The organism is Actinacidiphila sp. DG2A-62, assembly GCF_035825295.1.
GTDB lineage: Bacteria > Actinomycetota > Actinomycetes > Streptomycetales > Streptomycetaceae > Actinacidiphila.
The window spans coordinates 8,127,501-8,153,345 of record NZ_JAYMGI010000002.1; the positions used below are offsets into that span (position 1 = coordinate 8,127,501).

The following is a 25,845-nucleotide window of genomic DNA, read 5'->3' on the forward strand; positions in this document are numbered from 1 at the left end:
CTGATCTGCCCAGGGTAAGTCGGGACCTAAGGCGAGGCCGACAGGCGTAGTCGATGGACAACCGGTTGATATTCCGGTACCCGCTTTGAAGCGCCCAGTATCGAATCCTCTGATGCTAAGCCCGTGAAGCCGCCCGTTCTCAGCTTTGCTGGGGGTGGGAGTGGTGGAGCCGGTGACCCGAGGTGGTAGTAGGTAAGTGATGGGGTGACGCAGGAAGGTAGTCCAGCCCGGGCGGTGGTTGTCCCGGGGTAAGGGTGTAGCCCGAGGGGTAGGTAAATCCGTCCCTCGCGCAAGGGTGAGACCTGATGCCGAGCCGATTGTGGTGAAGTGGATGATCCTATGCTGTCGAGAAAAGCCTCTAGCGAGTTTCATGGCGGCCCGTACCCTAAACCGACTCAGGTGGTCTGGTAGAGAATACCGAGGCGTTCGGGTGAACTATGGTTAAGGAACTCGGCAAAATGCCCCCGTAACTTCGGGAGAAGGGGGGCCACACCTGGTGATCACTCTTGCAGTGTGAGCTGGGGGTGGCCGCAGAGACCAGCGAGAAGCGACTGTTTACTAAAAACACAGGTCCGTGCGAAGCCGTAAGGCGATGTATACGGACTGACGCCTGCCCGGTGCTGGAACGTTAAGGGGACCGGTTAGTCCTGCTTCGGTGGGGCGAAGCTGAGAACTTAAGCGCCAGTAAACGGCGGTGGTAACTATAACCATCCTAAGGTAGCGAAATTCCTTGTCGGGTAAGTTCCGACCTGCACGAATGGCGTAACGACTTCTCGACTGTCTCAACCATAGGCCCGGTGAAATTGCACTACGAGTAAAGATGCTCGTTTCGCGCAGCAGGACGGAAAGACCCCGGGACCTTTACTATAGCTTGATATTGGTGTTCGGTTCGGCTTGTGTAGGATAGGTGGGAGACTGTGATCATCGGGCGCCAGCCTGGTGGGAGTCGTCGTTGAAATACCACTCTGGTCGTGCTGGATGTCTAACCTCGGTCCGTGATCCGGATCAGGGACAGTGTCTGGTGGGTAGTTTAACTGGGGCGGTTGCCTCCTAAAGGGTAACGGAGGCGCCCAAAGGTTCCCTCAGCCTGGTTGGCAATCAGGTGGTGAGTGTAAGTGCACAAGGGAGCTTGACTGTGAGACTGACGGGTCGAGCAGGTACGAAAGTAGGGACTAGTGATCCGGCGGTGGCTTGTGGAAGCGCCGTCGCTCAACGGATAAAAGGTACCCCGGGGATAACAGGCTGATCTTCCCCAAGAGTCCATATCGACGGGATGGTTTGGCACCTCGATGTCGGCTCGTCGCATCCTGGGGCTGGAGTCGGTCCCAAGGGTTGGGCTGTTCGCCCATTAAAGCGGTACGCGAGCTGGGTTTAGAACGTCGTGAGACAGTTCGGTCCCTATCCGCTGTGCGCGTTGGAGTCTTGAGAAGGGCTGTCCCTAGTACGAGAGGACCGGGACGGACGAACCTCTGGTGTGCCAGTTGTCCTGCCAAGGGCATGGCTGGTTGGCTACGTTCGGGAGGGATAACCGCTGAAAGCATCTAAGCGGGAAGCCTGCTTCGAGATGAGGGCTCCCACCCCCGTTGAGGGGTTAAGGCTCCCAGGAGACGACTGGGTTGATAGGCCGGATGTGGAAGCCCTGTGAGGGGTGGAGCTGACCGGTACTAATAAGCCGAGGGCTTGTCTACAAGACTGTGTGTTCGCGTCCACTGTGCGGTTCTGAAACAACCAGCCCCACCCGTTGGCGGGTGGGTGTGTTTCATGGTGTTTCGGTGGTCATAGCGTGAGGGAAACGCCCGGTTACATTCCGAACCCGGAAGCTAAGCCTTTCAGCGCCGATGGTACTGCAGGGGGGACCCTGTGGGAGAGTAGGACACCGCCGAACAATTCTTCACAATGAGGCCCGGCCTCGGATCGCTGATCCGGGGCCGGGCCCTTTTTGTGCCTGGGGTAGAGTCGGGCGGCGGCGTCCGGATCATGGCGCGTCGGTACCGACTTGACAGCAGCAGGAGGGGACCCGGTGGAGGTCCAGGAGACACGGGTGCAAACGGATCGGATCTTCACGATCCCCAACATCCTGAGTATGGCGCGCCTGGTCGGCGTCCCCGTGTTCCTGTGGCTGATTCTGTGGCCCGAGTTCGACGGCCCCAAGGCCGACGGCTGGGCGCTGCTGGTGCTGGCGTTCAGCGGCGTCAGCGACTATCTGGACGGGAAGCTGGCCCGGCGCTGGAATCAGATCAGCAGTCTCGGACGGGTGCTGGACCCGGCCGCGGACCGGCTGTTCGTGCTGTCCACCCTCGTCGGCCTCACATGGCGGGACATCCTGCCGCTGTGGCTCACCGTGCTGCTGCTGGCACGGGAGGCGATGATGGCGGTGATGCTGCTGATTCTGCGGAGGCACCGTTACGGCCCACCCCAGGTGAACTTCATCGGGAAAGCGGCTACCTTCAACCTCATGTACGCCTTTCCGCTGCTGCTGCTCAGCGACGGCAGCGGATGGCTTGCGACGCTGGCGTCAATTTTCGGCTGGGCGTTCGCAGGGTGGGGTACAACCCTGTACTGGTGGGCAGGGTTCCTCTATGTGGTGCAGGTCCGGCAACTCGTCAGGGCGGACGCCACGGCTGACTGAGTCACGAGGAGGATGCTTCCGACATGAAGGCGGTTGTCATGGCCGGCGGCGAAGGTACTCGCCTTCGCCCGATGACTTCGAGCATGCCAAAACCTCTGCTGCCGGTGGTTAACCGCCCAATTATGCAGCACGTTCTGACCCTGCTCAAGCGGCACGGCCTCACTGAGACGGTGGTCACAGTCCAGTTCCTCGCGTCCCTCGTGAAGAATTACTTCGGGGACGGCGAAGAATTCGGGATGGAGCTGACCTACGCCAACGAAGAGAAGCCGCTGGGGACGGCCGGAAGCGTCAAGAACGCCGAGGAGGCGCTGAAGGACGACTCCTTTCTCGTGATTTCCGGTGACGCCCTCACCGATTTCAACCTGACCGAGCTGATCGAATTCCACAAGGAGAAGGGCGCCCTCGTCACGGTGTGTCTGACGCGGGTGCCGAACCCCCTGGAGTTCGGCATCACCATCGTCGACGACGAGGGCAAGGTCGAGCGCTTCCTGGAGAAGCCCACATGGGGCCAGGTGTTCTCGGACACCGTGAACACCGGCATCTACGTGATGGAGCCGGAGGTCTTCAACTACGTCGACCCCGACGTCCCCGTGGACTGGTCGGGCGACGTGTTCCCGCAGCTGATGAAGGAGGGCAAGCCGATCTACGGCTATGTCGCCGAGGGCTACTGGGAGGACGTCGGCACCCACGAGAGCTATGTGAAGGCCCAGGCGGACGTCCTGGAGGGCAAGGTCGACGTCGACATCGACGGCTTCGAGATCTCGCCGGGCGTGTGGGTCGCCGAAGGCGCCGAGGTGCATCCGGACGCGGTGCTGCGCGGCCCGCTGTTCATCGGCGACTACGCCAAGGTCGAGGCCGGCGCGGAGATCCGCGAGCACACCGTGGTGGGCTCCAACGTCGTGGTGAAGACCGGCGCCTTCCTGCACAAGGCGGTGATCGCCGACAACGTCTACGTCGGCCAGGGGACCAATCTCCGCGGCTGCGTGATCGGCAAGAACACCGACGTGATGCGGGCCGCGCGGATCGACGAGGGCGCTGTCATCGGTGACGAGTGCCTGATCGGCGAGGAGTCGATCATCTCGGGCAACGTCCGGGTGTACCCGTTCAAGACGGTCGAGGCCGGCGCGTTCGTCAACACCTCGGTCATCTGGGAGTCGCGCGGCCAGGCGCATCTGTTCGGCGCCCGGGGCGTCACCGGCATCCTCAACGTCGAGATCACGCCGGAGCTGGCGGTCCGCCTCGCCGGCGCGTACGCGACCACGCTGAAGAAGGGCGCCACGGTCACCACCGCCCGCGACCACTCCCGCGGCGCGCGCGCCCTGAAGCGGGCGGTGATCTCGGCGCTGCAGACCAGCGCGATCGACGTGCGCGACCTGGAGAACGTACCCATGCCGGTGGCCCGGCAGCAGACCGCGCGCGGCAGCGCGGGCGGCATCATGATCAGGACCACGCCGGGCCGTCCTGACTCGCTCGACATCATGTTCTTCGACGAGCGGGGAGCGGACCTGTCGGCGGCCGGCCAGCGCAAACTGGACCGGGTCTTCGCGCGCCAGGAGTACCGCAGGGCGTTCCCCGGCGAGATCGGCGATCTGCGGTTCCCCGCGACGGTCTTCGACTCGTACACCGGCGCCCTGCTGCGCGCGGTGGACATCTCCGGCATCGCCGAGTCCGGCCTGAAGGTCGTCGTGGACGCGGCGAACGGCAGCGCGGGCCTGGTGCTGCCCAGCCTGCTGGGCAGGCTCGGCGTGGACGCGCTGACCATCAACCCCGGCCTGGACGAGGCGCGGCCCACCGAGACCGAGGAGAGCCGCAGGGCCGGCCTGGTGCGGCTCGGCGAGATCGTGTCCTCGGCGCGCGCCGCCTTCGGCGTCCGCTTCGACCCGGTGGGCGAGCGCATGTCGCTGGTCGACGAGCGGGGCAAGATCGTCGAGGACGACCGGGCGCTGCTGGTGCTGCTCGACCTGGTCGCCGCCGAGCGCCGCAGCGGGCGGGTGGCGCTGCCCGTCACCACGACCCGGATCGGCGAGCAGGTGGCGGCGTACCACGGCACGCAGGTCACCTGGACGACCACCGCGTCCGACGACCTGACCAGGGTCGGCCGGGACGAGGGCACGATCTTCGGCGGCGACGGCCGCGGCGGCTACATCGTCCCGGAGTTCAGCAGCGTCTTCGACGGCTCCGCCGCGTTCGTGCGGCTGATCGGCCTGGTGGCGCGCACCCAGCTCACGCTCAGCCAGATCGACGCCCGTATCCCGCGCGCGCACGTGCTGAAGCGGGACGTGCCGACCCCGTGGGCGGTCAAGGGCTCGGTGATGCGCCGGGTCGTCGAGGAGGCCGGAGACCGCTCGGTGGACACCACCGACGGCGTACGGGTGGTGGAGTCCGACGGACGCTGGGTGATGGTGCTGCCCGACCCCGCGGAGGCCGTCACCCACCTGTGGGCCGAGGGGCCGGACGACGCGTCGACGCAGGCGCTGCTGGAGGAGTGGTCGGAGGTCGTGGAGAGCGCCGGCCGCTGATCCGACCGCGGACGGGCCCCGCGGCGCGCCGCATGGGGCCCGTTCGAGTCCGGGCTCCCGACGTGGGACGATGTGCGGCATGCCGCAGCAGCGACCCGATCGGAGCAGCCCCTCGCCAGGGGCCGCTCAGCGGCGTCCCGACGCCTCGATGTCGCTGCTGACCAATGTCATGGAGCACAGCCTGGACGACGGGTACGCGCAGGCCGCGGCCCGGCGCGGCGCCGTGGGCAGCTCGCGGCTGCCCACGGCGCTCAGCGGCCGGCTGTGGCTCGCGGCGGGCCTGGTGCTCGCCGCGGTCGTGGTGACCCTGGGCGCCGCGCAGGCGCAGGTCTCGGCGCCTACCGCGGCCAAGGAGCGGCAGAAGCTGATCGACCGGGTGCAGACCGAGACCAGGAGCGCGGACGCGTTGCAGAAGGACGTCGACTCGCTGCGCGAGACGGTCTCCGCCGAGCAGCAGAAGGCGCTGCGCGCCACGGGGGGCGGCGACCAGGCGGCCCTGCTCGGCCTGCTGGCCGGCGCGACGCCCGTGCACGGCCCCGGCGTGAAACTCGTGGTCGACGACGCCAAGGAGGCGTCCACCGGCGACGGCGGCGGCCCCCGGGAGAGCAACGGCTTCGCCGACACCGGCCGGGTCCGCGACCGGGACATGCAGCACGTCGTCAACGGCCTGTGGGCGTCCGGCGCGGAGGCGGTCACGGTGAACGGGCAGCGGCTGACCGCGTTGTCGGCGATCCGGGCCGCCGGGGACGCCATACTGGTCGATAACAAACCGCTGGCGCCGCCGTACACGGTGCTGGCGATCGGGGACGGGGAGCGGTTGAGCAAGGCATTCCAGGACAGCGAGGACGGCCAGTACCTCCGGCTGCTCCAGTCGGACTACGGGATCCGTGCGAACATCTCCGTCCAGAAGGAACTGGAGCTGGCCGCCGCGCCGAGCCTGACCGTGCGGTACGCCAAGCCGGTCGCCGGTGCCCCGAAGGCCGACAGCGCCGCGCATGGGAAGGGTTCGAAGTGATCGCCGTACTGGGCCTCGTCGTGGGGGTCGTGGTCGGCCTCGTGGTGCGCCCCGTGGTGCCCTCCGGGGTGGAGCCGTATCTCCCGATCGCGGTGGTGGCCGCCCTGGACGCCGTCTTCGGCGGCCTGCGGGCCATGCTGGACGGGATCTTCGACGACAAGGTGTTCGTCGTGTCCTTCCTGTCCAACGTCGTGGTGGCCGCGTTGATCGTGTTCCTGGGCGACAAGCTGGGGGTCGGCTCGCAGCTGTCCACCGGCGTCGTGGTCGTCCTCGGCATCCGCATCTTCTCCAACGCGGCGGCCATCCGCCGCCACGTCTTCCGGGCGTGACCGGCGGATGAGCGACGAGCACCACCCGCGCGGGCACCACGCGAGCGGGCACCACGCGAGCGGGCACCACGCGAGCGGGCCCGACCCGAGCGAGCACGACCCGAGCGGGCACGACCCGCGCGGGCACCACGCGAGGGAGCACGAGACGGCCGGGCACGACCCCGTCGGTCACGACTCCGGCGAGCCCGAGGAACGCACCGGACGCCAGCGGTTGCTGGCCGCCCTGTGGCCGCCGCGCGCCTCGCGGGCGCAGCTGATCGTCGCGGTGCTGCTGGCCGTGCTGGGCCTGGGCGTGGCCATCCAGGTCCGCACCACCAGCGACAACGGCGCGCTGCGCGGCGCCCGCCAGGAGGACCTGGTGCGCATCCTGACCGAGCTGGACAACCGCAGCCAGCGGCTCCAGGACGAGAAGCGCGGACTGGACAGCCAGCGCTCGGAGCTGGAGACCAGCTCCGACCAGGCGGCGGAGGCGCTGAAGCAGACCCAGCAGAAGGAGCGCGAGCTGGGCGTGCTGGCCGGCTCGGTGCCCGCGCAGGGGCCGGGGATCACTCTGACGATCACCGATCCGCACGGCGGCGTGGAGTCCGACTCGCTGCTGGACACGCTCCAGGAGCTGCGGGCGGCCGGCGCCGAGGCGATCCAGATCAACGGCGTCCGCGCGGTCGCGGACACATACTTCACGCAGGGTTCCGACGGCGTGCTCGTCGACGGGCACAAGCTCGCCCAGCCCTACGTCTTCAAGGTCATCGGCAACCCGCAGGATCTTGAGCCGGCGCTGAACATCCCCGGAGGGGTCGTGCAGACGCTGGAGAAGGAGCAGGCCACCGCGGACGTGGTGCGGTCGCAGAAGATCGTCGTGGACGCCTTGCGGTCGCCGAAGCAGCCTGACTACGCTCGGTCATCCCAGTGAGGCCGGAGTCGGGGAGTCGGTACGGGGATCGGGGATGTCGGGGAATCGGTACGTGTTGCGTGGTGGAAACTGTGAGTAGCGAGAGTTCGTCCTGCCCCACGGGCGGGTCTGCGTCTTTCAAGGGGAATCGCCCGTGAAGTTGTTCGGGAAGTTGTTCGGCAAGAGCGCGCGGCAGTCGGGTGACCCGGCGACGGCGCGCCATCGCGCCCCGCGGGGCACGGTCGACGAGGGCCAGGGCGGCCAGGGCGCGGGTGACCGCCCGCTGTTCAGGAACGACCCGCAGGGGCAGGGCGGCGGCTATTCCGACGCGTCCGGCGTGGCGTCTGTTGACCAGGGATCTGCCGCCCGCATAGGTTTCGGGGAAGCGTCAACCTCAACCACGGGTGGAGGGTTCGGCTTGCCGGTATGCAGCAGGTGCGGTCACACCAACGCGGAGGCGAGTCGCTTCTGCTCCAACTGCGGTGCGCCCCTGCGCGGGACCGCCGGCGGTGGCCACGAGCGCCCTTCGGAGACCACCTCCACCATCTCGATCTCGGGCATCGAGGCGTACGAGGCGGAGGCCACCGGCCAGACGCCGTCGCCGTCGCTGTCGCCCGAGGCGCAGGCCGCGGTCGACGCCCTGCCGATCGGCTCGGCGCTGCTGGTGGTGCGCCGGGGGCCCAACTCCGGCAGTCGCTTCCTGCTCGACGGTGAGCTGACCACCGCGGGCCGCCACCCGCAGAGCGACATCTTCCTGGACGACGTGACGGTCTCGCGCCGGCACGTGGAGTTCCGGCGCGGCTCCGACGGCGGCTTCACCGTCTCGGACGTCGGCAGCCTGAACGGCACGTACGTCAACCGGGAGCGGATCGACGCGGTGCCGCTGTCCAACGGCGACGAGGTGCAGATCGGCAAGTACCGGTTGGTCTTCTACGCGAGCCAGCGGGGCATCTGACCCCGGGCACAGGCAGGCGGGCGTCCGGGCCCGCGGGGAAGGTGTTCATGCCGAGAACGTCAGGCGGCGCCGGGAGCAACGGCGCCGCCGCGGCCGACGAGGCGCTGCTGAGCATCGGCGCGGTGCTCGGCAGGCTGCGGGACGAGTTCCCCGAGATCACCATCTCCAAGATCCGCTTCCTGGAGGCGGAGGGCCTGGTCGAGCCGCAGCGCACCCCGTCGGGTTACCGGAAGTTCTCCGCCAAGGACGTGGAGCGGCTCGGGTACGTCCTGCGGGTGCAGCGCGACCACTACCTGCCGCTGCGGGTGATCCGGGAGCACCTGGACGCCCTGGACCGCGGCGAGCAGGTCGCGCTGCCCGGTCCCGCCGAGTCCCGCGAGTCGCTGGACGCCCCGGCCGCCGCGGCGGCGGCCTTCGACCCCGAGCCGCCCGCCGAGCTGCGGATCGGCCGTGAGGAGCTGCTCGCGGCCACCGGGGCGGACGGCGCGGAGCTGGCGGAGTGGGAGTCCTACGGCCTGGTCAAGGCCGGCCGCGACGGCGGCTACGACGCGGACGCCGTGCAGATCGCCCGGCTGATCACCGACCTGGGCCGGTTCGGCCTCGAGCCGCGGCACCTGCGCGCGGTGAAGGCGGCGGCGGACCGTGAGGCGGGCCTGGTCGAGCAGGTGGTGGCGCCGCTGCGGCGGCACCGCAACCCGCAGACCCGCACCCACGCCGAGACCACCGCGCGCGAGCTGGCGGAGCTGTCGGTGCGGCTGCACGCCGCGCTGGTGCAGTCCGCGCTGCGGACCAGGCTGCGCTGAGCGGTGGCTCCGGGGCGGCCGAGGACGAGGTCGGAAGCCGCGCCGGGGCCCCCGACCCCCCGGTCGGGGGCCCGGACGGCCCTGCTCCGGCCTGCCCGACTACCCAAACCCGGCAGGCACGGCCTAGGGTTGCTGTGTGAACGAGCTCGACGTTGTGGGTGTCCGGGTCGAAATGCCCTCCAACCAACCGATCGTGCTCCTGCGTGAAGTGGGAGGCGACCGGTACCTGCCCATCTGGATCGGGCCGGGGGAGGCGACGGCCATCGCTTTCGCGCAGCAGGGCATGACACCGGCGCGGCCGCTCACCCATGACCTTTTCAAGGATGTCCTGGAGGCGGTGGGCCAGACCCTCACCGAGGTGCGCATCACGGAGCTGCGGGACAACGTGTTCTACGCGGTACTGGTGTTCGCCAGCGGGGTCGAGGTCAGTGCCCGCCCGTCCGACGCCATAGCGCTGGCGCTGCGCACCGGCACGCCGATCTACGGCAGCGACGGCGTCCTGGACGACGCGGGCATCGCCATCCCCGACGAGCAGGAGGACGAGGTGGAGAAGTTCCGCGAGTTCCTCGACCAGATCTCGCCCGAGGACTTCGGCACCAGCAACCAGTGAGGCCGCGAGCCGACCGGGCGGCCGGTTCCGACCTCGGCGAGGCAAGGTTGCCCCGAGAAGGGGCATTCGGTCAGTCGTTCCCCGGGGCGCGACGAAGCAAACCACTCCTGGGGTGAATTTCACTCGGCGTGCCGAGTGTGGCGATCGTTGACGCACCCCTGACGACTGCCTACCGTCGAGGTGGAAAGTCTCGTGGCACATGCGCGTGGCTACGGGATGCGAAGGGACGGAGGGCGGCGTGAGAAGCACCGGCGACGGTTTGCCGCCCGGCGGCCCGTTTGCGACCGACGGGGCGCTGGCCCGTACGGCGCCCGGGGGGCCCGCCGGCGCCGCGGACGCCGCCGCGGAGCGGATCGGCTACCGCGGACCCACCGCGTGCGCCGCCACCGGCATCACCTACCGGCAGCTGGACTACTGGGCCCGCACCGGACTCGTCGAGCCCAGCGTGCGGCCGGCCTACGGCTCCGGCACCCAGCGGCTCTACAGCTTCCGCGACGTGGTCGTGCTGAAGATCGTCAAGCGTCTGCTGGACACCGGCGTGGCGCTGCAGAACATCCGCACCGCGGTCCAGCACCTGCGCTCGGTCGGTCCGTCCGAGCTGACCCGGATGACCCTGATGAGCGACGGCGCGACGGTCTACGAGTGCACCTCGCCCGACGAGGTGGTCGACCTGCTTCAGGGCGGCCAGGGCGTCTTCGGCATCGCGGTCGGCGTGGTGTGGCGGGACGTGGAGAGCGCGCTGTCCCAGATGCACGGCGAGCGGGTCGACACCGGGGAGACCCTGATCGGCCACAACCCCGCCGACGAACTGGCGCGCCGCCGCAGCAACCGCGCCGTCTGAAATTCGCCCCGCCTGATATTCGCGCCGTCCGGGCCCCCCGTACGGGCCCTGTATCCGCGCCGCACCGTACACGTGTACGGCCGATGTCGGCGGTGTGCGGCACGATCGAGGTGTGAGAAGTGCGCCGACGATCCTCCACCTGGACATGGACGCGTTCTTCGCCGCGGTCGAGCAGGCGGCCAAGCCGAGCCTGCGGGGCAAGCCGGTGGTGGTCGGCGGCCTGGGGAACCGGGGCGTGGTGTCGACCGCGTCCTACGAGGCACGCGTGCACGGCGTCCACTCCGCCATGGCCACCGCGCACGCCCGCAGGCTCTGCCCGAACGCCGCGTACCTCTACCCCCGCTTCGGCATCTACCGCCAGGTCAGCGAGACCGTGATGGCCCTGCTCGCCGAGGTCTCGCCGCTGATAGAGCCGCTGAGCCTCGACGAGGCCTTCCTGGACCTGGAGGCGGGCGCCGCGGCCGACGGGGGCGCCGACCCGCCGCGGGTCGTCGCCGAGCGCCTGCGGGCCCGGATCAGGGCCGCCACGGGCCTGACCGCCTCGGTGGGCCTGGCCGGCTCCAAGCTGCTCGCCAAGATCGCCTCGGAGCGGGCCAAGCCCGACGGCCTGGTGGTGGTCGAGCCGGGCACCGAGCGGGCGCTGCTCGACCCGTTGCCGGTGCGCACCCTGTGGGGCGTCGGCCCGGCCACCGCCGAGCACCTGCGCAAGGCCGGGATCACCACCGTCGCCGAGATCACCCACGCCGGCGAGCCGGAGCTGGTCCGGCTGCTCGGCAAGGCGCACGGCACCGGCCTCTACGCGATGGCCGCCGGCCTCGACAACCGCCCGGTGGTCGCCGACCGGGACGTGAAGTCCATCTCCGTCGAGGACACCTTCGAGTACGACCTGACCGACCGCGCCCACGTCCGCCACGAGATCGACCGCCTCGCCGAACGCTGCGTGCAGCGGCTGCGCGGCGCCGGCCGGTCCGGGCGCACCGTGGTGATCAAGGTCCGCCGCTACGACTTCTCCACGCTGACCCGCTCCGAGACCCTGCGCGCCCCCACCGACGACCCCGCCGTGGTCAGGGAGACCGCGCGGCGGCTGGTCGAGGCCGTGGACACCACCGGCGGCGTCCGGCTGCTCGGGGTGGGCGTCGCGGGCCTGGCGGACTTCACCCAGGAGGACCTGTTCGCACAGCACGCGGGGGAGGGCGGCGCCGGCGGCACCGTGGACGAGGCCGCCGACCTGCCGTCCGAGCCCCCGCCGGTCCCCGAGGGGCACGCCAGGCGCTGGCTGCCCGGGCAGGACGTGGTGCACGAGGAGCACGGCAACGGATGGGTGCAGGGCAGCGGCGTCGGGCGGGTGACCGTCCGCTTCGAGGTGCCCTCCGACACCCGCCCCGGCCGCGTCCGCACCTTCGCCGCCGACGACCCCGCGCTCTGCCACGGCGAGCCGCTGCCGCTCGCCCCGATGTCCCGGGACCGGTCGCCGGCGGCCGGCTAGCGCGCCCGGCCGGTGCCACCGGCCCGCGCGGTCGGCGGGTGCGGCAGGCCCGCGAGGTTCAGTCCTCCCGGCCGACCCGGCCGAAGTCCCGCTCCGGCGCCGCCGGCTGGGGTTCGCCCGCGGCACGTCCATTCCGTAGTGGTGGTAGAGCTGCAGCTCCTGCTCGGGCGACAGATGACGGCCCACGCCGAAGTCCGGCGCGTCCTTGATCAGGGACTTCTCGTACGGGACGCGCAGCTGCCCGTCCTCCAGCGTGCTGGGCTCCAGCGGCACGAAGGCGTCGCGGGTGAACAGCCCGGTGCGGACCGCGGCCCACTCGGGGGTCCCGGTCGCGTCATCGAGGTACACCTCGTCGACCGTGCCGATCTTCGTACCGTCGCGGTCGAAGGCACGTCGCCCGATCAGGCTCCGCGGATCGATGTCGCTCTGCACGGTCCCTCCAACTCACGGTGAAGCACCCCAGGCGAACTGACTGCTTGCTGGACACCAGCCAAAGCCACATTACGGGCGCTGTCGACTCGGAACGGCCGGGCGGGCAGCGCGGCGCGCGGCGGTCCGGGCGGCGCGGGTGCGGTCCGGCAGGGCGGCGCCGGGGCGCGCGCCGGGCGCGCTGGTAGTCTGGAGACGGCTGCAGACCCCATGCGGGAGAGTCCTCCGCCGGCGCACGCAAGGGCGTCACGGAGGCGCCGAAGGAGCAATCCCTCCCCGGAATCTCTCAGGCATCCGTACCGCACGGGCGAGGTCACTCTGGAAAGCAGGACCTGACCCGGAAGCGTCGCCGCCTCCGGGACGCGTCCTCACCGACGGTGAAAGCCGCCCGCGACGGGCGGTGAAGCTCTCAGGTTCTGATGACAGAGGGGGAGGCCGTCCGGGTGCCACGGCACCCCCGAAGGTCGTCGCAGACCAGGAGGCCTCCGCAGATGACTGACCGCCGCACCACCCTCGCCGAGCTGGAAGCCGGCGTGCCGTTCGAGCGCCGCCACATCGGGCCCGACGCCGAGGCCGAGGCCAAGATGCTCGCCCAGGTCGGCTACGGCTCGCTGGACGAGCTGACCGCCGCCGCCGTGCCCGACGCGATCAGGAGCGCCGAGGCGCTCGGCCTGCCCCGGGCGCTCACCGAGGCCGAGGCGCTCGCCGAACTGCGGGCGCTGGCCGACCGCAACCAGGTGCTCGCGCCGATGATCGGCCTCGGCTACTACGGCACCTTCACCCCGCCGGTCATCCTGCGCAATGTCATGGAGAACCCCGCCTGGTACACCGCGTACACCCCGTACCAGCCGGAGATCTCGCAGGGGCGGCTGGAGGCGCTGCTGAACTTCCAGACGGTCGTCGCCGACCTCACCGGCCTGCCCACCTCCGGGGCGTCGCTGCTGGACGAGGGCACCGCGGCCGCCGAGGCGATGGCGCTGTCGCGCCGGGTCGGCAAGGTCAAGCAGGGCGTCTTCCTGGTCGACGCCGACACCTTCCCGCAGACCCTGGCCGTGCTGCGCACCCGCGCCGAACCGACCGGCGTCGAGGTCGTCGTCGCCGACCTCCGCGACGGCATCCCCGCCGAGGCCGCCGAGCGCGGCGTGTTCGGCGTGCTGCTGCAGTACCCCGGCGCCTCGGGCGCGGTGCGCGACCTGCGGCCGGTCGTCGAGGCCGCGCACCAGCTGGGCGCGGTCGTCACCGTCGCCGCCGACCTGCTGGCGCTGACGCTGCTCACCTCTCCCGGCGCGCTCGGCGCCGACATCGCGGTGGGCACCACCCAGCGCTTCGGCGTCCCGATGGGCTTCGGCGGCCCGCACGCCGGCTACATGGCGGTCCGCGAGAGCTACGCCCGCAACCTGCCGGGACGCCTGGTCGGCGTCTCCGTCGACGCGGACGGCGCGAAGGCGTACCGGCTGGCGCTGCAGACCCGCGAGCAGCACATCCGGCGCGAGAAGGCCACCAGCAACATCTGCACCGCGCAGGTCCTGCTCGCCGTCATGGCCGGGATGTACGCCGTCTACCACGGACCCGAGGGCCTGGCCGGGATCGCCCGGCGCACCCACCGCTACGCCGAACTGCTCGCGGCGGGACTGCGGGCCGGCGGCGTGGAGATCGAGCACGCGGAGTTCTTCGACACGGTCACCGCGCGGGTCCCCGGCCGGGCCGCCGAGATCGTGGCCGCCGCCCGCGAGGCCGGCGTCAACCTCCGGCTGACCGACGCCGACCGGGTCGGCGTCGCCTGCGACGAGACCACCACCCGGGACCAGCTGGCGGCGGTCCTCGCCGCCTTCGGGGCGCCCGCCGCCGACCTCGACGCACTGGACGCGTCGACCGCCGGGCAGGCCGGGGACGCGCTGCCCGCGGCACTGGCCCGCACCGAGCCGTACCTGACCCACCCGGTCTTCCACCAGCACCGCAGCGAGACCGCGATGCTGCGCTACCTGCGCCGGCTCGCCGACCGGGACTACGCGCTGGACCGCGGCATGATCCCGCTCGGCTCGTGCACCATGAAGCTCAACGCGACCACCGAGATGGAGCCGGTCACCTGGCCGGAGTTCGGCGCGCTGCACCCCTTCGCGCCGATCGAGCAGGCGGCCGGTTACCTGGAGCTGATCCGCGGCCTGGAGCGGCAGCTCGCCGAGGTCACCGGCTACGACGCGGTGAGCCTGCAGCCCAACGCCGGCTCTCAGGGCGAACTGGCCGGACTGCTGGCGGTGCGCGCCTACCACCGCGCCAACGGCGACACCGCCCGCACCGTCTGCCTGATCCCCTCCTCCGCGCACGGCACCAACGCCGCGAGCGCGGTGATGGCCGGCATGAAGGTGGTCGTCGTCAAGACCGGCCAGAACGGCGACGTGGACATCGAGGACCTGCACGCCAAGATCGAGCAGCACCGCGACGAGCTGGCCGTGCTGATGGTCACCTACCCCTCCACGCACGGCGTCTTCGAGGACAACATCACCGAGGTGTGCGCGGCCGTGCACGACGCGGGCGGCCAGGTCTACGTGGACGGCGCCAACCTCAACGCGCTGGTCGGCCTGGCCCGCCCGGGCCGCTTCGGCGCCGACGTCTCGCACCTGAACCTGCACAAGACCTTCTGCATCCCGCACGGCGGCGGCGGTCCGGGCGTCGGCCCGGTCGCGGTCCGCGCCCACCTGGCGCCGTACCTGCCCAACCACCCGCTGCAGCCGGCCGCGGGACCGGAGACGGGCGTGGGACCGGTCTCGGCGGCCCCCTGGGGCTCCGCGGGCATCCTGCCCATCTCCTGGACGTACGTGCGGCTGATGGGCGGCGAGGGCCTCAAGCGCGCCACCCAGATCGCGGTGCTGAGCGCCAACTACATCGCCAAGCGGCTGGAGCCGCACTTCCCGGTGCTCTACACCGGCCCGGGCGGCCTGGTCGCGCACGAGTGCATCATCGACCTGCGGCCGCTGACCAAGGAGACCGGCGTCACCGTCGACGACATCGCCAAGCGGCTGATCGACTACGGCTTCCACGCGCCGACCATGTCCTTCCCGGTGGCCGGGACGCTGATGATCGAGCCCACCGAGAGCGAGGACCTCGCCGAGCTCGACCGGTTCTGCGAGGCGATGATCGCGATCCGCGGCGAGATCGACCGGGTCGCCGCCGGGCAGTGGCCCGCCGACGACAACCCGCTGCGCGGCGCCCCGCACACCGCCGCCGTGCTGGCCGGCGAGTGGACCCACCCGTACGGCCGTGAGGAGGCCGTCTTCCCGGCCGGGGTGAGCGCCGCCGACAAGTACTGGCCGCCGGTGCGGCGGATCGACGGCGCGTACGGCGACCGCAACCTGGTCTGCTCCTGCCCGCCGCCGGACGCGTACGAGGGCTGAGCCCGCCGCCGGGCCGGGCCGCGGCGGCGACCGCGGTCGGGCCCGGGGCCGGGCCCCGGGCGTCCGCGGTCAGGCCCCGGTCAGGCCGCGGTCGTGACCCGACCGGACTCCAGCGGCCGGTGCGGCGCGATGATCCGCCCGTCGGGCAGCAGCTCGCCGGTGTCCTCGAACAGCAGGACCCCGTTGCACAACAGGCTCCAGCCCTGTTCCGGGTGGTGGGCCACGATGTGCGCGGCCTCGCGGTCGGAACAGTCGGCGGGCGGGCACTGCGGGTGGTGCTGGCACATGGTCGTTGGCGTCTTTCGCTGCGATGTGTGGATGCTGCCTGTGGTCGCTTCCCCTGTCCGCATGTGGTGCGTACCCCCGTTCCTGGTGCGGCCGGTCCCAGTGTTGCTCCGCCGGCGCCGATCCGCAGGGATTTGGCGGAGCCGGGGCACACATGAAGAAGACGCCTCACCCGTGCGGGTGGTTGCGGCCCCGCGCGGGCACGCCGGCGCCCCCTCGCGCAGGTGCGAGGGGGCGCCGCGGGGTCCGTGCGGGAGGCCGGCGGCCGGGCGGGAGCCGGCCCGCCGCTCGCCCGCCGGCCACGGGCCGCGTCCCGCTCAGGCCGGTGAACCCGCCAGCGGCGGCGGCGCGTGGCGCACGCTGATCACCTGCGCCAGCTCCGCCAGCCGGTGGACGCGGTGCGCCGCGATGCCCGGCGGCGCGGGCGCCAGCGGGATCAGCAGGTCCGCCGGGTCGGGCTGGGCGGTGGCCGCGTCGGCGCGCGCGTCGTGGTGCAGCCACAACGCCAGCATGTACAGGCCCGGCACCGACAGCAGGTGCGGCTGGTACGTGGCCGGCAGCGCCTCCGCCTGCCGCAGCGCCCGCTCCGTCGAACCCAGGTAGGGCCCCTCGGAGAAGCGCGAGAAGACCCATCCGTCGGGCGTCGCCACCGTCTCGCCCGCGGCCGCCACCACCGCGCCCGCCCTGATATGGAACCGCCAGCCGGTCAGCCGCGCCCGCGGCAGCCCGCCCGGCACCGACGCCGGTTCGAACACGTGGACAGGAAGAGGGTGTTCGGCGTCCAGTGGGCCCTGCGCCGTGCGCAGTGCGGGGGTCCGCGCCTCCAGGACGGCGGTGGGCGAGCTGAGCGCCGCGAGCACGCTCAGCAGGGCGGGTGCGGGTGCGGGGGGACAAGCAGCGGCATGATGTCGCCTCTCACTTGGAGACACAACGGGAGACACAGGTGGCGGGGGCGCGAACGGCGTCGTCGACGAGGGCGCTCCCGCCCCGGTTCCGGCTCAGCGAGTCCGGCCCGGGGGCAGGGAGCACGGCCTTGTGCGCGGAGTTTATACGACGCGTGTTCGCTCCGTGTTTCATCTAGTCGCTGCCAGTATTACGCGCAAGACGAGAATTCGCCTTCTTCGACGGGCCGCTCGCCGGCATTCCCGCAGGCTATGGGCGGGGCGGCGGGATTTTCCCGGCGCCGCGGACGGCCGGAACCCGTCGGTCGGAAAGTCCCGGCGATTAGGCGGCCCGGGTGGCCCCGAATGTGCCGCCGTCACGTGCGCCGGGTGCTGTCTACAGCAAGCCTAGCGTGCGGCCCGGTTCCCGCGGGACGTTATGGATCATTTGGCCGGGGCATCCTCAGATGAGGACCCGAGCGAGGAGGACCCGTAGATGGGGGAGAAGGTCGAGGCCGGATCGTTCGACCTGGCCGACCGCCGGATGTACCGCACCAAGCTCCAGCAGTGCCTGCTGGGGCTCGAGCGGCTGCTGGACGAGAAGCGATTCGACCGGCCGCGCAATCTGATGGGTCTGGAGATCGAATTGAATCTCGCGGATTCCGGTGGGCTGCCCCGCATGATGAACGAGGAGGTGCTGGAGCGCATCGCGAGCCGCGATTTCCAGACCGAGCTGGCACAGTTCAATATTGAAGTGAACATCGCGCCGCACCGGCTATCGGGACGGGTGCTCGACCGGCTCGCCGAGGAACTGCGCACCGGCCTCGGCTACGCCGACCGCAGGGCGCGGGAAGTCGGCGCTCACATCGTGATGGTCGGAATTCTGCCAACCCTGGAGGCACAGGACCTGGTCTCGGCGAACCTGTCGAGGGCGGACCGCTACACCCTGCTCAACGAACGCATCCTCGCCATGCGCGGCGAGGACATCACCCTCGACATCGACGGCGTCGAGCACCTCGTCTACACCTCCTCCTCGATCGCCCCCGAAGCCGCCTGCACCTCCATGCAGATGCACCTGCAGGTCACCCCCGGGCGCTTCGCCGCGGTCTGGAACGCCGCCCAGGCGGTGTCCGGGCCGCAGATCGCGGCCGGCGCCAACTCGCCCTTCCTGTTCGGCCGCGAGCTGTGGCGCGAGACCCGCCCGTTGCTGTTCCAACAGGCCACCGACACCCGGCCGCAGGAGCTGCGGGCGCAGGGCGTGCGCCCGCTGGCCTGGTTCGGCGAGCGCTGGATCGACTCCGCCGCCGACCTGTTCGCCGAGAACGTCCGCTACTTCCCGTCCCTGCTGCCCATCTGCGACGACGAGGAGCCGCTGCGGGTGCTGGACGAGGGCGGCGTGCCTCAGCTGCGCGAGCTGACCCTGCACAACGGCACGATCTACCGCTGGAACCGCCCGGTCTACGAAGTGGTCGACGGCGTCCCGCACCTGCGGGTGGAGAACCGGGTGATGCCGGCCGGACCGACCGTCGCCGACGTCGTGGCCAACGCCGCGTTCTACTACGGCCTGGTGCGGGCGCTGGCGGAGGCGCCGCGCCCGGTGTGGCAGCGGATGCCGTTCGGGGCGGCCGCGGCCAACTTCGACGCGGCCTGCCGCGACGGCATCGACGCCACGCTGCACTGGCCGCGCGGGCGCGGCGGTTCGCTCACCGAGGTGCCGGCCGCGGACCTGATCGTGGAGGAGCTGCTGCCGCTGGCCGCCGCCGGCCTGGACGCCTGGGGCATCGAGCCGGTCGACCGGGACCGCTACCTCGGCATCGTCGAGGAGCGCTGCAGTCGCCGCACCAACGGCGCGCAGTGGCAGGCGGCGGCGTTCCACCGTCAGCTGGAGCGCGGGCTCGACCGGCGGGCCGCGCTCGCCGCGATGACGCTGCGCTACCGCGCCCACATGGAGAGCGGCGACCCCGTCCATACCTGGCCGGCCGCCTGAGCCGTACGTCCGCCGCGGGCCTCCCGCTCGTGCGCCCGGACGCGCGAGGCGCCGTGGCACGCACCGCCGGGGTCAGGGCAGCCGTGGCACGCACGGCCCGTCAGGGCTCCGCGGCGGCCATCGAGGCCGACACGTCGACCACGTGGTGATCCGGGCGCGCGGGCGTCCGGAGCGGCTGCCGTCCCTGCGGCGCCCGCGGTGACATGGCGTGACGTCCCATGGCGGCCTCTCGTTGCCGGTGAGGCGTGGGTGCGGGTGGAGGGGGCGGCCCGGAACCCCGGGCCTGATCTTCGTATCTTTTTCCGGAAGACCCTACCGTGCGCGCACGGCGCTGAAGCGGGATGACGATATTGGAGGGCCGCGTGCACGCAGAGTCATACGAGGTGGAGACCCGGCGGGACGGCGACCGGACGCTGCGCGACGAGACGCTCATCGTGCTCGCCCTCTCACTGGGCGCCAGCGGGGTCTCGGCGCTGATCAGCTTCATCGGCTCGGTGACCAGGCCGGGCGCGCTGAAGAACCAGGCGGCCACGCTCGTCGGCTCGGCCGCGCCCGGCCGGCCCTGGCTCGACCTGGCCTGGCAGCTCTTCGACATCGCCAGCGCGCTGGTGCCGGTGGTGCTGGTCGCGCACCTGCTCGGCCGCGAGGGCGTCGGGCTGCGCGCGATCGGCTTCGACCTGTCCCGGCCGCGGCCGGACCTGGCCAGGGGCGCGGTGGTCGCTGCGGTCATCGGCGGCACCGGGCTCGCCTTCTACCTCGGGGCGCGCGGCGCGGGCTTCAATCTGACCGTCGTGCCCGAGTCGCTGCCCGCGGTGTGGTGGCGCATCCCGGTCCTGATCGCCTCCGCGGTGCAGAACGCCGTGCTCGAAGAGGTCATCGTGGTCGGCTACCTGTTGCGCCGGCTCGACCGGCTGGGGTGGTCGCCGGCCGGCGCGCTGGCCGCGAGCGCGGTGCTCCGCGGCTCGTACCACCTCTACCAGGGCATCGGCGGCTTCGTCGGCAACATGGCGATGGGCGTGGTGTTCGTGCTGCTCTACCGCAGGTGGGGGCGGGTCGGCCCGCTGGTCGCCGCCCACTCGCTCATCGACACGGTGGCCTTCGTCGGCTACGCGCTGCTCGCCGGCAAGGTCGGCTGGCTGCCGACCGGCTGAGGCGGCGCGCCCCGGAACAGCAGCCGACGGCGGCGTCCTCACGCGTCCCGGCGCGCCCGGACGGTCCTGCCACGGCCCGGCCTACGGCACCGCGTGCAGTTCGCCGTCGACGACGGTGACCGCGGTGCCCGACAGCAGCACCCGGTCGCCGAGCAGCCGGGTGGCGACCAGGCCGCCGCGCGCGGACGCCTGGAAGCCGGTGAGCGCGTCCCGGCCCAGCCGCGCCGACCAGAAGGGCGCGAGCGCGGTGTGCGCGCTGCCGGTCACCGGGTCCTCGTCGATGCCGACCGCGGGGAAGAAGCCGCGGGAGACGAAGTCGTAGCCGAGCCCGGGACCGGCCGCCGCGGCGGTGGCGATCACCCCGCGCCGCGACAGCCGGGCCAGCGCGGCGAAGTCCGGGCGCAGCGCGCGCACCTGGGCCTCGTCGGCCAGTTCGACCAGCAGATCGCCGCAGTCGGGACCGGTGTCCAGCACCGTCAGCGGCCGCGCGCCCAGCGCCCGCGCCAGGCCCGCCAGCGCCGGCTCGGGGGTGAGCGGCGCCGCCGGGAAGTCCAAGGTCACCGTGCCGTCGCCGCCCGCCCGCGCGGACAGTGTGCCCGCCCGGGTGCGGAACCGGATGGTGTCCCGCGCCTGCCCCACGGTGCGCAGCACGTGCGCGGTGGCCAGCGTGGCGTGCCCGCACAGCCCCACCTCGGTGACCGGTGTGAACCAGCGCAGCGCCCACTGCGTACCGCCGTCGGACCTGCCGCCGCCGGCGGCGCCGCCGTCCGAGCCGCTCCCGTCGGCGCCCGCCGCCAGCGGGTGCGCGAACGCCGTCTCGGAGAGATTGAGCTCCGCCGCGACCTGCCGCATCCACGCGTCGTCGGGGAACGCGGGGGAGTCCAGCACCAGGACCCCGGCCGGGTTGCCCGAGAACGGGCGGTCGGTGAAGGCGTCGACGATCCGGATGCGCATGCCGAGAGCGTACGGCCTGACACGCCGCCGCCCCGCGCGGGAGCACGCGAAGCGGCGGGGAGAGCAGAACCTGCCCGGAACACGTCAGGCGTGCTGCGGGACGTCGTCCTTCAGCATGGTCCTGATCTGCTCGCGCAGCTCCGGTGTGTCCTCGTGGCCGTGCACGGACACGGCGTGCTCGCTCGCGGCGCGCACCACTTCGTCCTCTTCACCGGAGATGGCGAGGGTGCAGTGCGATTCGCTCGGATGATCGCGGCAATCGGCGACTTTGCGCATGATGTGCCTCCTGTGCGCAGTCCGTGCCCCCTCATCACCGAGTCTAGGCCGCCGACCGGGACCGGGAACCGCGCGGTCACGTCCCGAACGTACGGAAAAGTCCGTATGGCCCGCGTGCGTGGGTCCTGGTGCAGTGGAAGGGACGGGGGACGGCCGCAGGACCTGCCCGGCGGGACGTGGCCGGCGAGACCGGGGGGATCACGAGAGGAGTGAGCACCATGACCGCCACGACCCCGAGGCCGCCGGCCCGCAACGCGCGCCGTCCCGCCGAGGACACCGCGCGCCGTCCCGCCGAGGACGAGGTCATGGAGTTCCTCGAACAGGTCATCACCGACGGCGCGGCCGCGATGTCCGGCCTGTGCACCTCGCTCGGCGACCGGCTCGGCCTCTACCGCGCCATGGCGGGCGCGGGACCGCTCACCTCGCGGCAACTGGCCGACCGCACGGGCCTGTCCGAGCGCTACCTGCGCGAGTGGCTGGCCGCCCAGGTGGCCGGCGAGTACGTCGACCACGACCGTGCGACCGACACGTACGAACTGTCCGACGTGCGCGCCGCCGTCCTCTCCGACCCGGACGCGCCCACCTACGCGGCCGGCATGTTCACGATGCTCCAGGCGCTCTACGGCACCGAGGACGAGCTGATGGAAGCCTTCAGGACCGGCGAGGGCGTCGGCTGGGGCGACCACGGCCCGGCGCTCTTCGAGGGCACCGCGAAGTTCTTCCGCCCCGGCTACGCGGCCGCGCTGGTCCCCGAGTGGCTGGCGTCGGTGGAGGGCCTGACGCGCAGGCTGGAGCGCGGCGCGAAGGTCGCCGACGTGGGCTGCGGCTACGGGCACTCGACGCTGCTGATGGCGCAGGCCTTCCCCCGCTCCTCCTTCTACGGGTTCGACTTCCACCGTCCGTCGATCGAGGCGGCCCGAGGGCTCGCGGCCGAGCAGGGACTCGGCGACCGCGTCGCGTTCGAGGTGGCGACCGCGCAGGACTTCCCGGGCGAGGGGTTCGACCTGATCACCTTCCTCGACTGCCTGCACGACATGAGCGACCCCGCGGCCGCCCTGCGCCGCGCCGAGCACGCCCTGTCCGCCGAGGGCGTCTGCCTGCTGGTGGAGCCGAACATGTCCGCCGACGTGGACGAGAACGTCCATCCGGTCGGCCGCGGCATGAGCGCCGCGTCCGTGGCGGTGTGCCTGCCGTCCGCGCTGGCCCAGCACGGGCCCGAGGCGCTCGGCAACCACGCGGGCGAGGCGAAGATGCGCGGCATCGCCGACGGCGCCGGCCTGCACCACTGGACGATGACCGCAGAGACCCCGGTCAACAGGATCTACGCGCTGGCCCGATGAGCCGGCGCCTTGACCGCTCGCCGGCGGCTGGTCAGGCTGGAGGCATGACCACGGCCGGGGAGGCCGCGCTGCGGCGGGTGCTCGCCGTCGCCGACCTCCTGATCGACGCGGTCGACGAGGAGGCGCTGGTCCCCGCGCTGCTGCCGCCGCTGCTCGCGGCGCTGCCGGGCGACAGCATCGTCTGGGCCCCGCACCCCGCCCCCGCCGGCCCGGTCTGCCTGCCCGGGGACCTCATCGGGCCGGACGCGCTGGCGGCCTACGAACGCGGCGCCGGCGCGGACCCGCTGGTCGCGCACACCACGACCGGGTCCGGCGTCCCGGCGCGCCGCTCGGACCTGCAGAGCCGGGCCCAGTCCCGGGCGATGCGGGTCTACGCCGAGGTGTACCGGCCGCTGGGCGCCGAGCACCAGCTCGCGATGGCCTTCCCCGCGGGGTCCGCGAGCGGTGCGCGCGGCCGGATCTGCCTGGTGGTCAACCGCTCGTCGGCCGACTTCGGCGACGCCGAACTGGAGACCGCGGCCATGCTCCGCGTCCGGCTGGCGCACGCCATGGCACGGCTCGCCGCCGGGCCGCACGCCGCCGGGCCTGACGGCGTCGGGCCGCACGCCGCCGGGGCGCTCGCCGTCAGGCCTGACGGCGACGACGGCGGGCTCCCGGTGACGCGGCGCGAGGCAGCGGTGCTCGGCCTGCTCTCCCGCGGCCTGACCAACGAGCAGATCGCGCACCGCCTGGACATCAGCCCCCGCACCGTCGACAAGCACCTGGAGCACGTCTACCCGAAGCTGCGCGTCCGCGGCCGGGTGGAGGCGGCCAACGCCTGGCGCACGGTCTCGCACTCGCTGTAGGCGCGCAAGCACACCCGGTCCGCACGCTGCGAACACCCGCTCATCCCGCTCCGCACGGATACATCCTTGCCATCCGATCGGTTCCGATATATCGTTGAGTTGTCGCGAACGATCAACGATGGAAGGAGCGACATCATGTACTCCCACGGACACGGACATGACCACGAGCGCGGCCACGGGGGCCCGGGCCGCCACGGCTGGGGCGAGCGCGAGGGACGCAGGTCGGCCTTCGGGCCGTTCGGGCCGCCGTTCGGCGGCGGCCCCTTCGGCGGCGGCCCCTTCGGACCCGGAGGCCGGGGGCGGGGCGGGGGAAGGGCGCGGCGCGGCGACGTGCGCGCGTCGATCCTGGCCCTGCTCAAGGACCGCCCGATGCACGGCTACGAGATGATCCAGGAGATCGCCGAGCGCAGCGGCGGCGCGTGGCGGCCGAGCCCCGGCTCGGTCTACCCCACGCTGCAGCTGCTGGAGGACGAGGGCCTGATCAGCAGCGAGAGCGAGGGCGGCAAGAAGCTGTTCACGCTCACCGACAGCGGTCGCACCGAAGCCGAGGCGGGCCCGGAGGCCCCCTGGGAGGAGGCCGGCCGCGGCGTCGACTGGGACTCCCTCAACGAGATCAGGAAGGCAGGCGGCGGCCTCTTCGAGGCGTTCCGCCAGGTGTGGGCCACCGGTACGCCCGAGCAGCGCGACAAGGCGCTGGCCGTGGTCAACGACGCCCGCAAGAAGCTCTACCTGATCCTCGCCGACGAGGACTCCGAGCAGGGCTGAGGCCCGGCCACCCGCTCCGGCGCGCCCCACGTGGCCCGGGCGACGCCGGGTACGCCGCGACAGCGGCGCGTTCCGATCGAGCCGGTCCGCGACCTCTCAGGTCCCGGGCCGGCTCGATCCGCGTATCAGCAGCCGCGTCGGCACGATGTGCGCGGCGGCCGCGCGCCGCTCGGACTGCTCGGTCCCGGCGCCCTTGGCGGCCTGCGCCGCCGCTCCCACCGACCGGGCAGCCGACGCGTGCACCGTGGCCGTCGCCGTCCGGGACGGCGCGGAGTCGTCCAGCAGCGCCCGCAGCGCGGCCACCGCCGCCTCGCCCAGCGCCCGCTGGTCCTGGGCCACCGTGGTCAGCGCCGGGCGCACCAGCGCCGCCGCGTCGATGTCGTCGAAGCCGACCACCGCCAGGTCCCGCGGCACCGAAAGGCCCGCGTCGGCCGCCGCGTGCATCGCGCCGATCGCCATCTGGTCGCCGGCCGCGAAGATCGCCGTCGGCGGCCGGTCCACCGCAAGCAGCGCGCGCGCCGCCCGCTCGCCGCTCTCCAGAAAGAAGTCGCCGCCCGCCACGTACTCCTCCGGCACCTCCAGGCCCAGCCGCTGGCACGCCCTGCGGTAGCCGGCCAGCCGCTCGGCGGCCGGCGGCAGGTGCAGCGGCCCGGTGACGGTGGCGATCCTGCGGTGCCCGAGCGCGTACAGGTGCTCCACCGCGGCCTCCGCGCCCGCCGCGTTGTCCGAGCTGACCCGGACGGTGCGCGGACCGGTGAACGCGGTGTCGATGCCGGCGCACGGCACGTTGGAGGCCGCCAGCACCCGCAGGCAGCGGTCGTCCGGGGGAGTCGTGAGCACGATGACGCCCTCCAGATTGTGCCGGCGTACCGCCTGCAGATAGCTCGCGTCCGGATCCTCCGGCGTGGGCGTGGTGAGCAGCATCAGGTGGTAGTCCGCCTCCGACAGGGCCGTGCGCACCGCGCTCAACAGGCCGAGCAGGAACGGGTTGTGCAGGCCCTGCGCCTCCTGGCCGCTGTCCCAGATCAGGCCGATGGTGTCCGAGCGGCGCCGCACCAGCGTGCGGGCCGGCTCGTTCGGCGCGTACCCCAGCTCGCTGGCCAGCCGTCTGATCCGCTCCCTGGTCGCCTCGCTCACCTCGGCGCGGTCGTTGAGCGCGCGCGAGACGGTGGCGGTCGAGACCCCGCTGCGGCGGGCGAGTTCACGGATGTTCACGGGAAAGCCGTTCTGCGCGGGGACGGTTGCGGACGGGGAACGCATCGGGCCGGCGGCCCGCGGCAGCGGCCGGCCGGGCGGGGGAGGCGCCGGGTTCGGAGTGCGGACACGGGGACCAGAGTGCGGACGCATGGATCAGGGTGCGGGAAAACACCTCCTGCGTACAGTCTTGACGGTCCGTGAGAACGCGGGACAGACTTCCGGCCGTTCGAAAACGTTTACGGCAGTTTACGGGAATTCGGTCCCGAA

At 71.9% G+C, this 25,845-nt stretch carries 21 protein-coding genes, 2 rRNA genes, 1 pseudogene and 2 riboswitches (1 of these 26 cut by a window edge); of the genes and pseudogenes, 18 read left to right on the top strand and 6 right to left on the bottom strand.

Annotated features, from left to right (window positions below):
- From VSR01_RS35695 to VSR01_RS35750, 12 genes are all read left to right on the top strand, one after another.
- A 23S ribosomal RNA gene (locus tag VSR01_RS35695) occupies window positions 1-1,688 on the top strand; it begins 1,441 nt to the left of the window's first position.
- 80 nt (window positions 1,689-1,768) lie between these two features.
- Window positions 1,769-1,885 (top strand): 5S ribosomal RNA (gene rrf / locus VSR01_RS35700).
- A 135-nt stretch (window positions 1,886-2,020) separates the two neighbouring features.
- Window positions 2,021-2,629 (top strand): CDP-alcohol phosphatidyltransferase family protein, encoded by a 609-nt coding sequence (locus tag VSR01_RS35705; RefSeq protein ID WP_326453112.1) that lies wholly within the window; start codon window positions 2,021-2,023, stop codon window positions 2,627-2,629.
- Between the two features lie 23 nt (window positions 2,630-2,652).
- On the top strand, window positions 2,653-5,148 hold the full coding sequence (locus tag VSR01_RS35710) for a mannose-1-phosphate guanyltransferase (protein WP_326453113.1): 2,496 nt from the start codon (window positions 2,653-2,655) through the stop codon (window positions 5,146-5,148).
- 70 nt (window positions 5,149-5,218) lie between these two features.
- Window positions 5,219-6,163: a DUF881 domain-containing protein gene (locus VSR01_RS35715; protein ID WP_326453114.1), complete on the top strand. Its 945-nt coding sequence runs from the start codon at window positions 5,219-5,221 to the stop codon at window positions 6,161-6,163.
- Entirely contained in the window at window positions 6,160-6,492 is a 333-nt protein-coding gene (locus VSR01_RS35720) for a small basic family protein (protein WP_311300372.1), read from the top strand. The genes VSR01_RS35715 and VSR01_RS35720 overlap by 4 nt, the downstream gene beginning before the upstream one ends.
- A gap of 7 nt (window positions 6,493-6,499) precedes the next feature.
- Window positions 6,500-7,402 (top strand): DUF881 domain-containing protein, encoded by a 903-nt coding sequence (locus VSR01_RS35725; RefSeq protein ID WP_326453115.1) that lies wholly within the window; start codon window positions 6,500-6,502, stop codon window positions 7,400-7,402.
- A 91-nt stretch (window positions 7,403-7,493) separates the two neighbouring features.
- Window positions 7,494-8,336 (top strand): FHA domain-containing protein, encoded by an 843-nt coding sequence (locus VSR01_RS38130; RefSeq protein ID WP_442785747.1) that lies wholly within the window; start codon window positions 7,494-7,496, stop codon window positions 8,334-8,336.
- Between the two features lie 47 nt (window positions 8,337-8,383).
- Window positions 8,384-9,139 (top strand): transcriptional regulator FtsR, encoded by a 756-nt coding sequence (ftsR, locus tag VSR01_RS35735; protein ID WP_326453117.1) that lies wholly within the window; start codon window positions 8,384-8,386, stop codon window positions 9,137-9,139.
- Between the two features lie 136 nt (window positions 9,140-9,275).
- A complete protein-coding gene (locus tag VSR01_RS35740) occupies window positions 9,276-9,749 on the top strand; it encodes a bifunctional nuclease family protein (RefSeq protein ID WP_326453118.1) in 474 nt (157 codons plus the stop codon).
- A gap of 199 nt (window positions 9,750-9,948) precedes the next feature.
- Complete coding sequence (locus VSR01_RS35745) at window positions 9,949-10,590, top strand: MerR family transcriptional regulator (protein WP_442785612.1); 642 nt, start codon at window positions 9,949-9,951, stop codon at window positions 10,588-10,590.
- Window positions 10,591-10,702: 112 nt separating this feature from the next.
- The gene (locus VSR01_RS35750) at window positions 10,703-12,076 is read left to right on the top strand and encodes a DNA polymerase IV (protein ID WP_326453120.1); all 1,374 of its coding nucleotides are present in this window, start codon (window positions 10,703-10,705) and stop codon (window positions 12,074-12,076) included.
- 282 nt (window positions 12,077-12,358) lie between these two features.
- Here VSR01_RS35750 and VSR01_RS38135 read toward each other — a convergent pair.
- A pseudogene (locus VSR01_RS38135) lies at window positions 12,359-12,508 on the bottom strand (PRC-barrel domain-containing protein); the annotation flags it as partial.
- A gap of 200 nt (window positions 12,509-12,708) precedes the next feature.
- A riboswitch (glycine riboswitch) is annotated at window positions 12,709-12,817 on the top strand.
- Window positions 12,818-12,941, top strand: a riboswitch (glycine riboswitch).
- A 55-nt stretch (window positions 12,942-12,996) separates the two neighbouring features.
- Here VSR01_RS38135 and gcvP point away from each other — a divergent pair.
- On the top strand, window positions 12,997-15,897 hold the full coding sequence (gene gcvP, locus VSR01_RS35760; protein ID WP_326453121.1) for an aminomethyl-transferring glycine dehydrogenase: 2,901 nt from the start codon (window positions 12,997-12,999) through the stop codon (window positions 15,895-15,897).
- 80 nt (window positions 15,898-15,977) lie between these two features.
- On the opposite strand, the gene VSR01_RS35765 is transcribed toward gcvP, so the two are convergent.
- Both VSR01_RS35765 and VSR01_RS35770 read right to left on the bottom strand, forming a co-directional pair.
- The gene (locus VSR01_RS35765) at window positions 15,978-16,184 is read right to left on the bottom strand and encodes a DUF5999 family protein (protein ID WP_326453122.1); all 207 of its coding nucleotides are present in this window, start codon (window positions 16,182-16,184) and stop codon (window positions 15,978-15,980) included.
- A gap of 315 nt (window positions 16,185-16,499) precedes the next feature.
- Window positions 16,500-17,042: a hypothetical protein gene (locus tag VSR01_RS35770; RefSeq protein ID WP_326453123.1), complete on the bottom strand. Its 543-nt coding sequence runs from the start codon at window positions 17,040-17,042 to the stop codon at window positions 16,500-16,502.
- A gap of 517 nt (window positions 17,043-17,559) precedes the next feature.
- On the opposite strand from VSR01_RS35770, the gene VSR01_RS35775 reads away from it, so the two are divergent.
- Together VSR01_RS35775 and VSR01_RS35780 are read left to right on the top strand one after the other, a co-directional pair.
- Entirely contained in the window at window positions 17,560-19,050 is a 1,491-nt protein-coding gene (locus VSR01_RS35775; protein ID WP_326453124.1) for a glutamate--cysteine ligase, read from the top strand.
- 341 nt (window positions 19,051-19,391) lie between these two features.
- Window positions 19,392-20,201 (top strand): CPBP family intramembrane glutamic endopeptidase, encoded by an 810-nt coding sequence (locus VSR01_RS35780; protein ID WP_326453125.1) that lies wholly within the window; start codon window positions 19,392-19,394, stop codon window positions 20,199-20,201.
- A gap of 81 nt (window positions 20,202-20,282) precedes the next feature.
- Here the strand turns inward: VSR01_RS35780 and VSR01_RS35785 are convergent, their stop codons facing one another.
- Complete coding sequence (locus VSR01_RS35785; protein ID WP_326453126.1) at window positions 20,283-21,155, bottom strand: PhzF family phenazine biosynthesis protein; 873 nt, start codon at window positions 21,153-21,155, stop codon at window positions 20,283-20,285.
- Window positions 21,156-21,239: 84 nt separating this feature from the next.
- Entirely contained in the window at window positions 21,240-21,431 is a 192-nt protein-coding gene (locus VSR01_RS35790) for a DUF1059 domain-containing protein (RefSeq protein ID WP_326453127.1), read from the bottom strand.
- Between the two features lie 305 nt (window positions 21,432-21,736).
- Between VSR01_RS35790 and VSR01_RS35795 the strand changes: the two genes are divergently transcribed.
- The 3 genes from VSR01_RS35795 to VSR01_RS35805 all read left to right on the top strand — a co-directional run bounded on the left by VSR01_RS35795 (window position 21,737) and on the right by VSR01_RS35805 (window position 24,381).
- Entirely contained in the window at window positions 21,737-22,771 is a 1,035-nt protein-coding gene (locus VSR01_RS35795) for a methyltransferase domain-containing protein (protein WP_326453988.1), read from the top strand.
- A 44-nt stretch (window positions 22,772-22,815) separates the two neighbouring features.
- Complete coding sequence (locus VSR01_RS35800; RefSeq protein WP_326453128.1) at window positions 22,816-23,616, top strand: helix-turn-helix transcriptional regulator; 801 nt, start codon at window positions 22,816-22,818, stop codon at window positions 23,614-23,616.
- Between the two features lie 135 nt (window positions 23,617-23,751).
- Window positions 23,752-24,381, top strand: coding sequence for a PadR family transcriptional regulator (locus VSR01_RS35805; protein WP_326453129.1), 630 nt, complete (start codon window positions 23,752-23,754; stop codon window positions 24,379-24,381).
- Window positions 24,382-24,477: 96 nt separating this feature from the next.
- On the opposite strand, the gene VSR01_RS35810 is transcribed toward VSR01_RS35805, so the two are convergent.
- Complete coding sequence (locus VSR01_RS35810) at window positions 24,478-25,596, bottom strand: LacI family DNA-binding transcriptional regulator (RefSeq protein WP_326453130.1); 1,119 nt, start codon at window positions 25,594-25,596, stop codon at window positions 24,478-24,480.
- Between the last annotated feature and the right edge of the window lie 249 nt (window positions 25,597-25,845).

Coding starts and splice junctions, on each gene's coding strand:
- VSR01_RS35710 (WP_326453113.1), top strand. CDS start 2,653: ATGAAGGCGGTTGTCATGGCCGGCGGCGAAGGTACTCGCCTTCGCCCG.
- VSR01_RS35715 (WP_326453114.1), top strand. CDS start 5,219: ATGTGCGGCATGCCGCAGCAGCGACCCGATCGGAGCAGCCCCTCGCCA.
- VSR01_RS35725 (WP_326453115.1), top strand. CDS start 6,500: ATGAGCGACGAGCACCACCCGCGCGGGCACCACGCGAGCGGGCACCAC.
- ftsR (WP_326453117.1), top strand. CDS start 8,384: ATGCCGAGAACGTCAGGCGGCGCCGGGAGCAACGGCGCCGCCGCGGCC.
- VSR01_RS35745 (WP_442785612.1), top strand. CDS start 9,949: ATGCGCGTGGCTACGGGATGCGAAGGGACGGAGGGCGGCGTGAGAAGC.
- gcvP (WP_326453121.1), top strand. CDS start 12,997: ATGACTGACCGCCGCACCACCCTCGCCGAGCTGGAAGCCGGCGTGCCG.
- VSR01_RS35765 (WP_326453122.1), bottom strand. CDS start 16,184: ATGTGCCAGCACCACCCGCAGTGCCCGCCCGCCGACTGTTCCGACCGC.
- VSR01_RS35775 (WP_326453124.1), top strand. CDS start 17,560: ATGGGGGAGAAGGTCGAGGCCGGATCGTTCGACCTGGCCGACCGCCGG.
- VSR01_RS35780 (WP_326453125.1), top strand. CDS start 19,392: ATGACGATATTGGAGGGCCGCGTGCACGCAGAGTCATACGAGGTGGAG.
- VSR01_RS35785 (WP_326453126.1), bottom strand. CDS start 21,155: ATGCGCATCCGGATCGTCGACGCCTTCACCGACCGCCCGTTCTCGGGC.
- VSR01_RS35790 (WP_326453127.1), bottom strand. CDS start 21,431: ATGCGCAAAGTCGCCGATTGCCGCGATCATCCGAGCGAATCGCACTGC.
- VSR01_RS35795 (WP_326453988.1), top strand. CDS start 21,737: ATGGAGTTCCTCGAACAGGTCATCACCGACGGCGCGGCCGCGATGTCC.
- VSR01_RS35800 (WP_326453128.1), top strand. CDS start 22,816: ATGACCACGGCCGGGGAGGCCGCGCTGCGGCGGGTGCTCGCCGTCGCC.
- VSR01_RS35805 (WP_326453129.1), top strand. CDS start 23,752: ATGTACTCCCACGGACACGGACATGACCACGAGCGCGGCCACGGGGGC.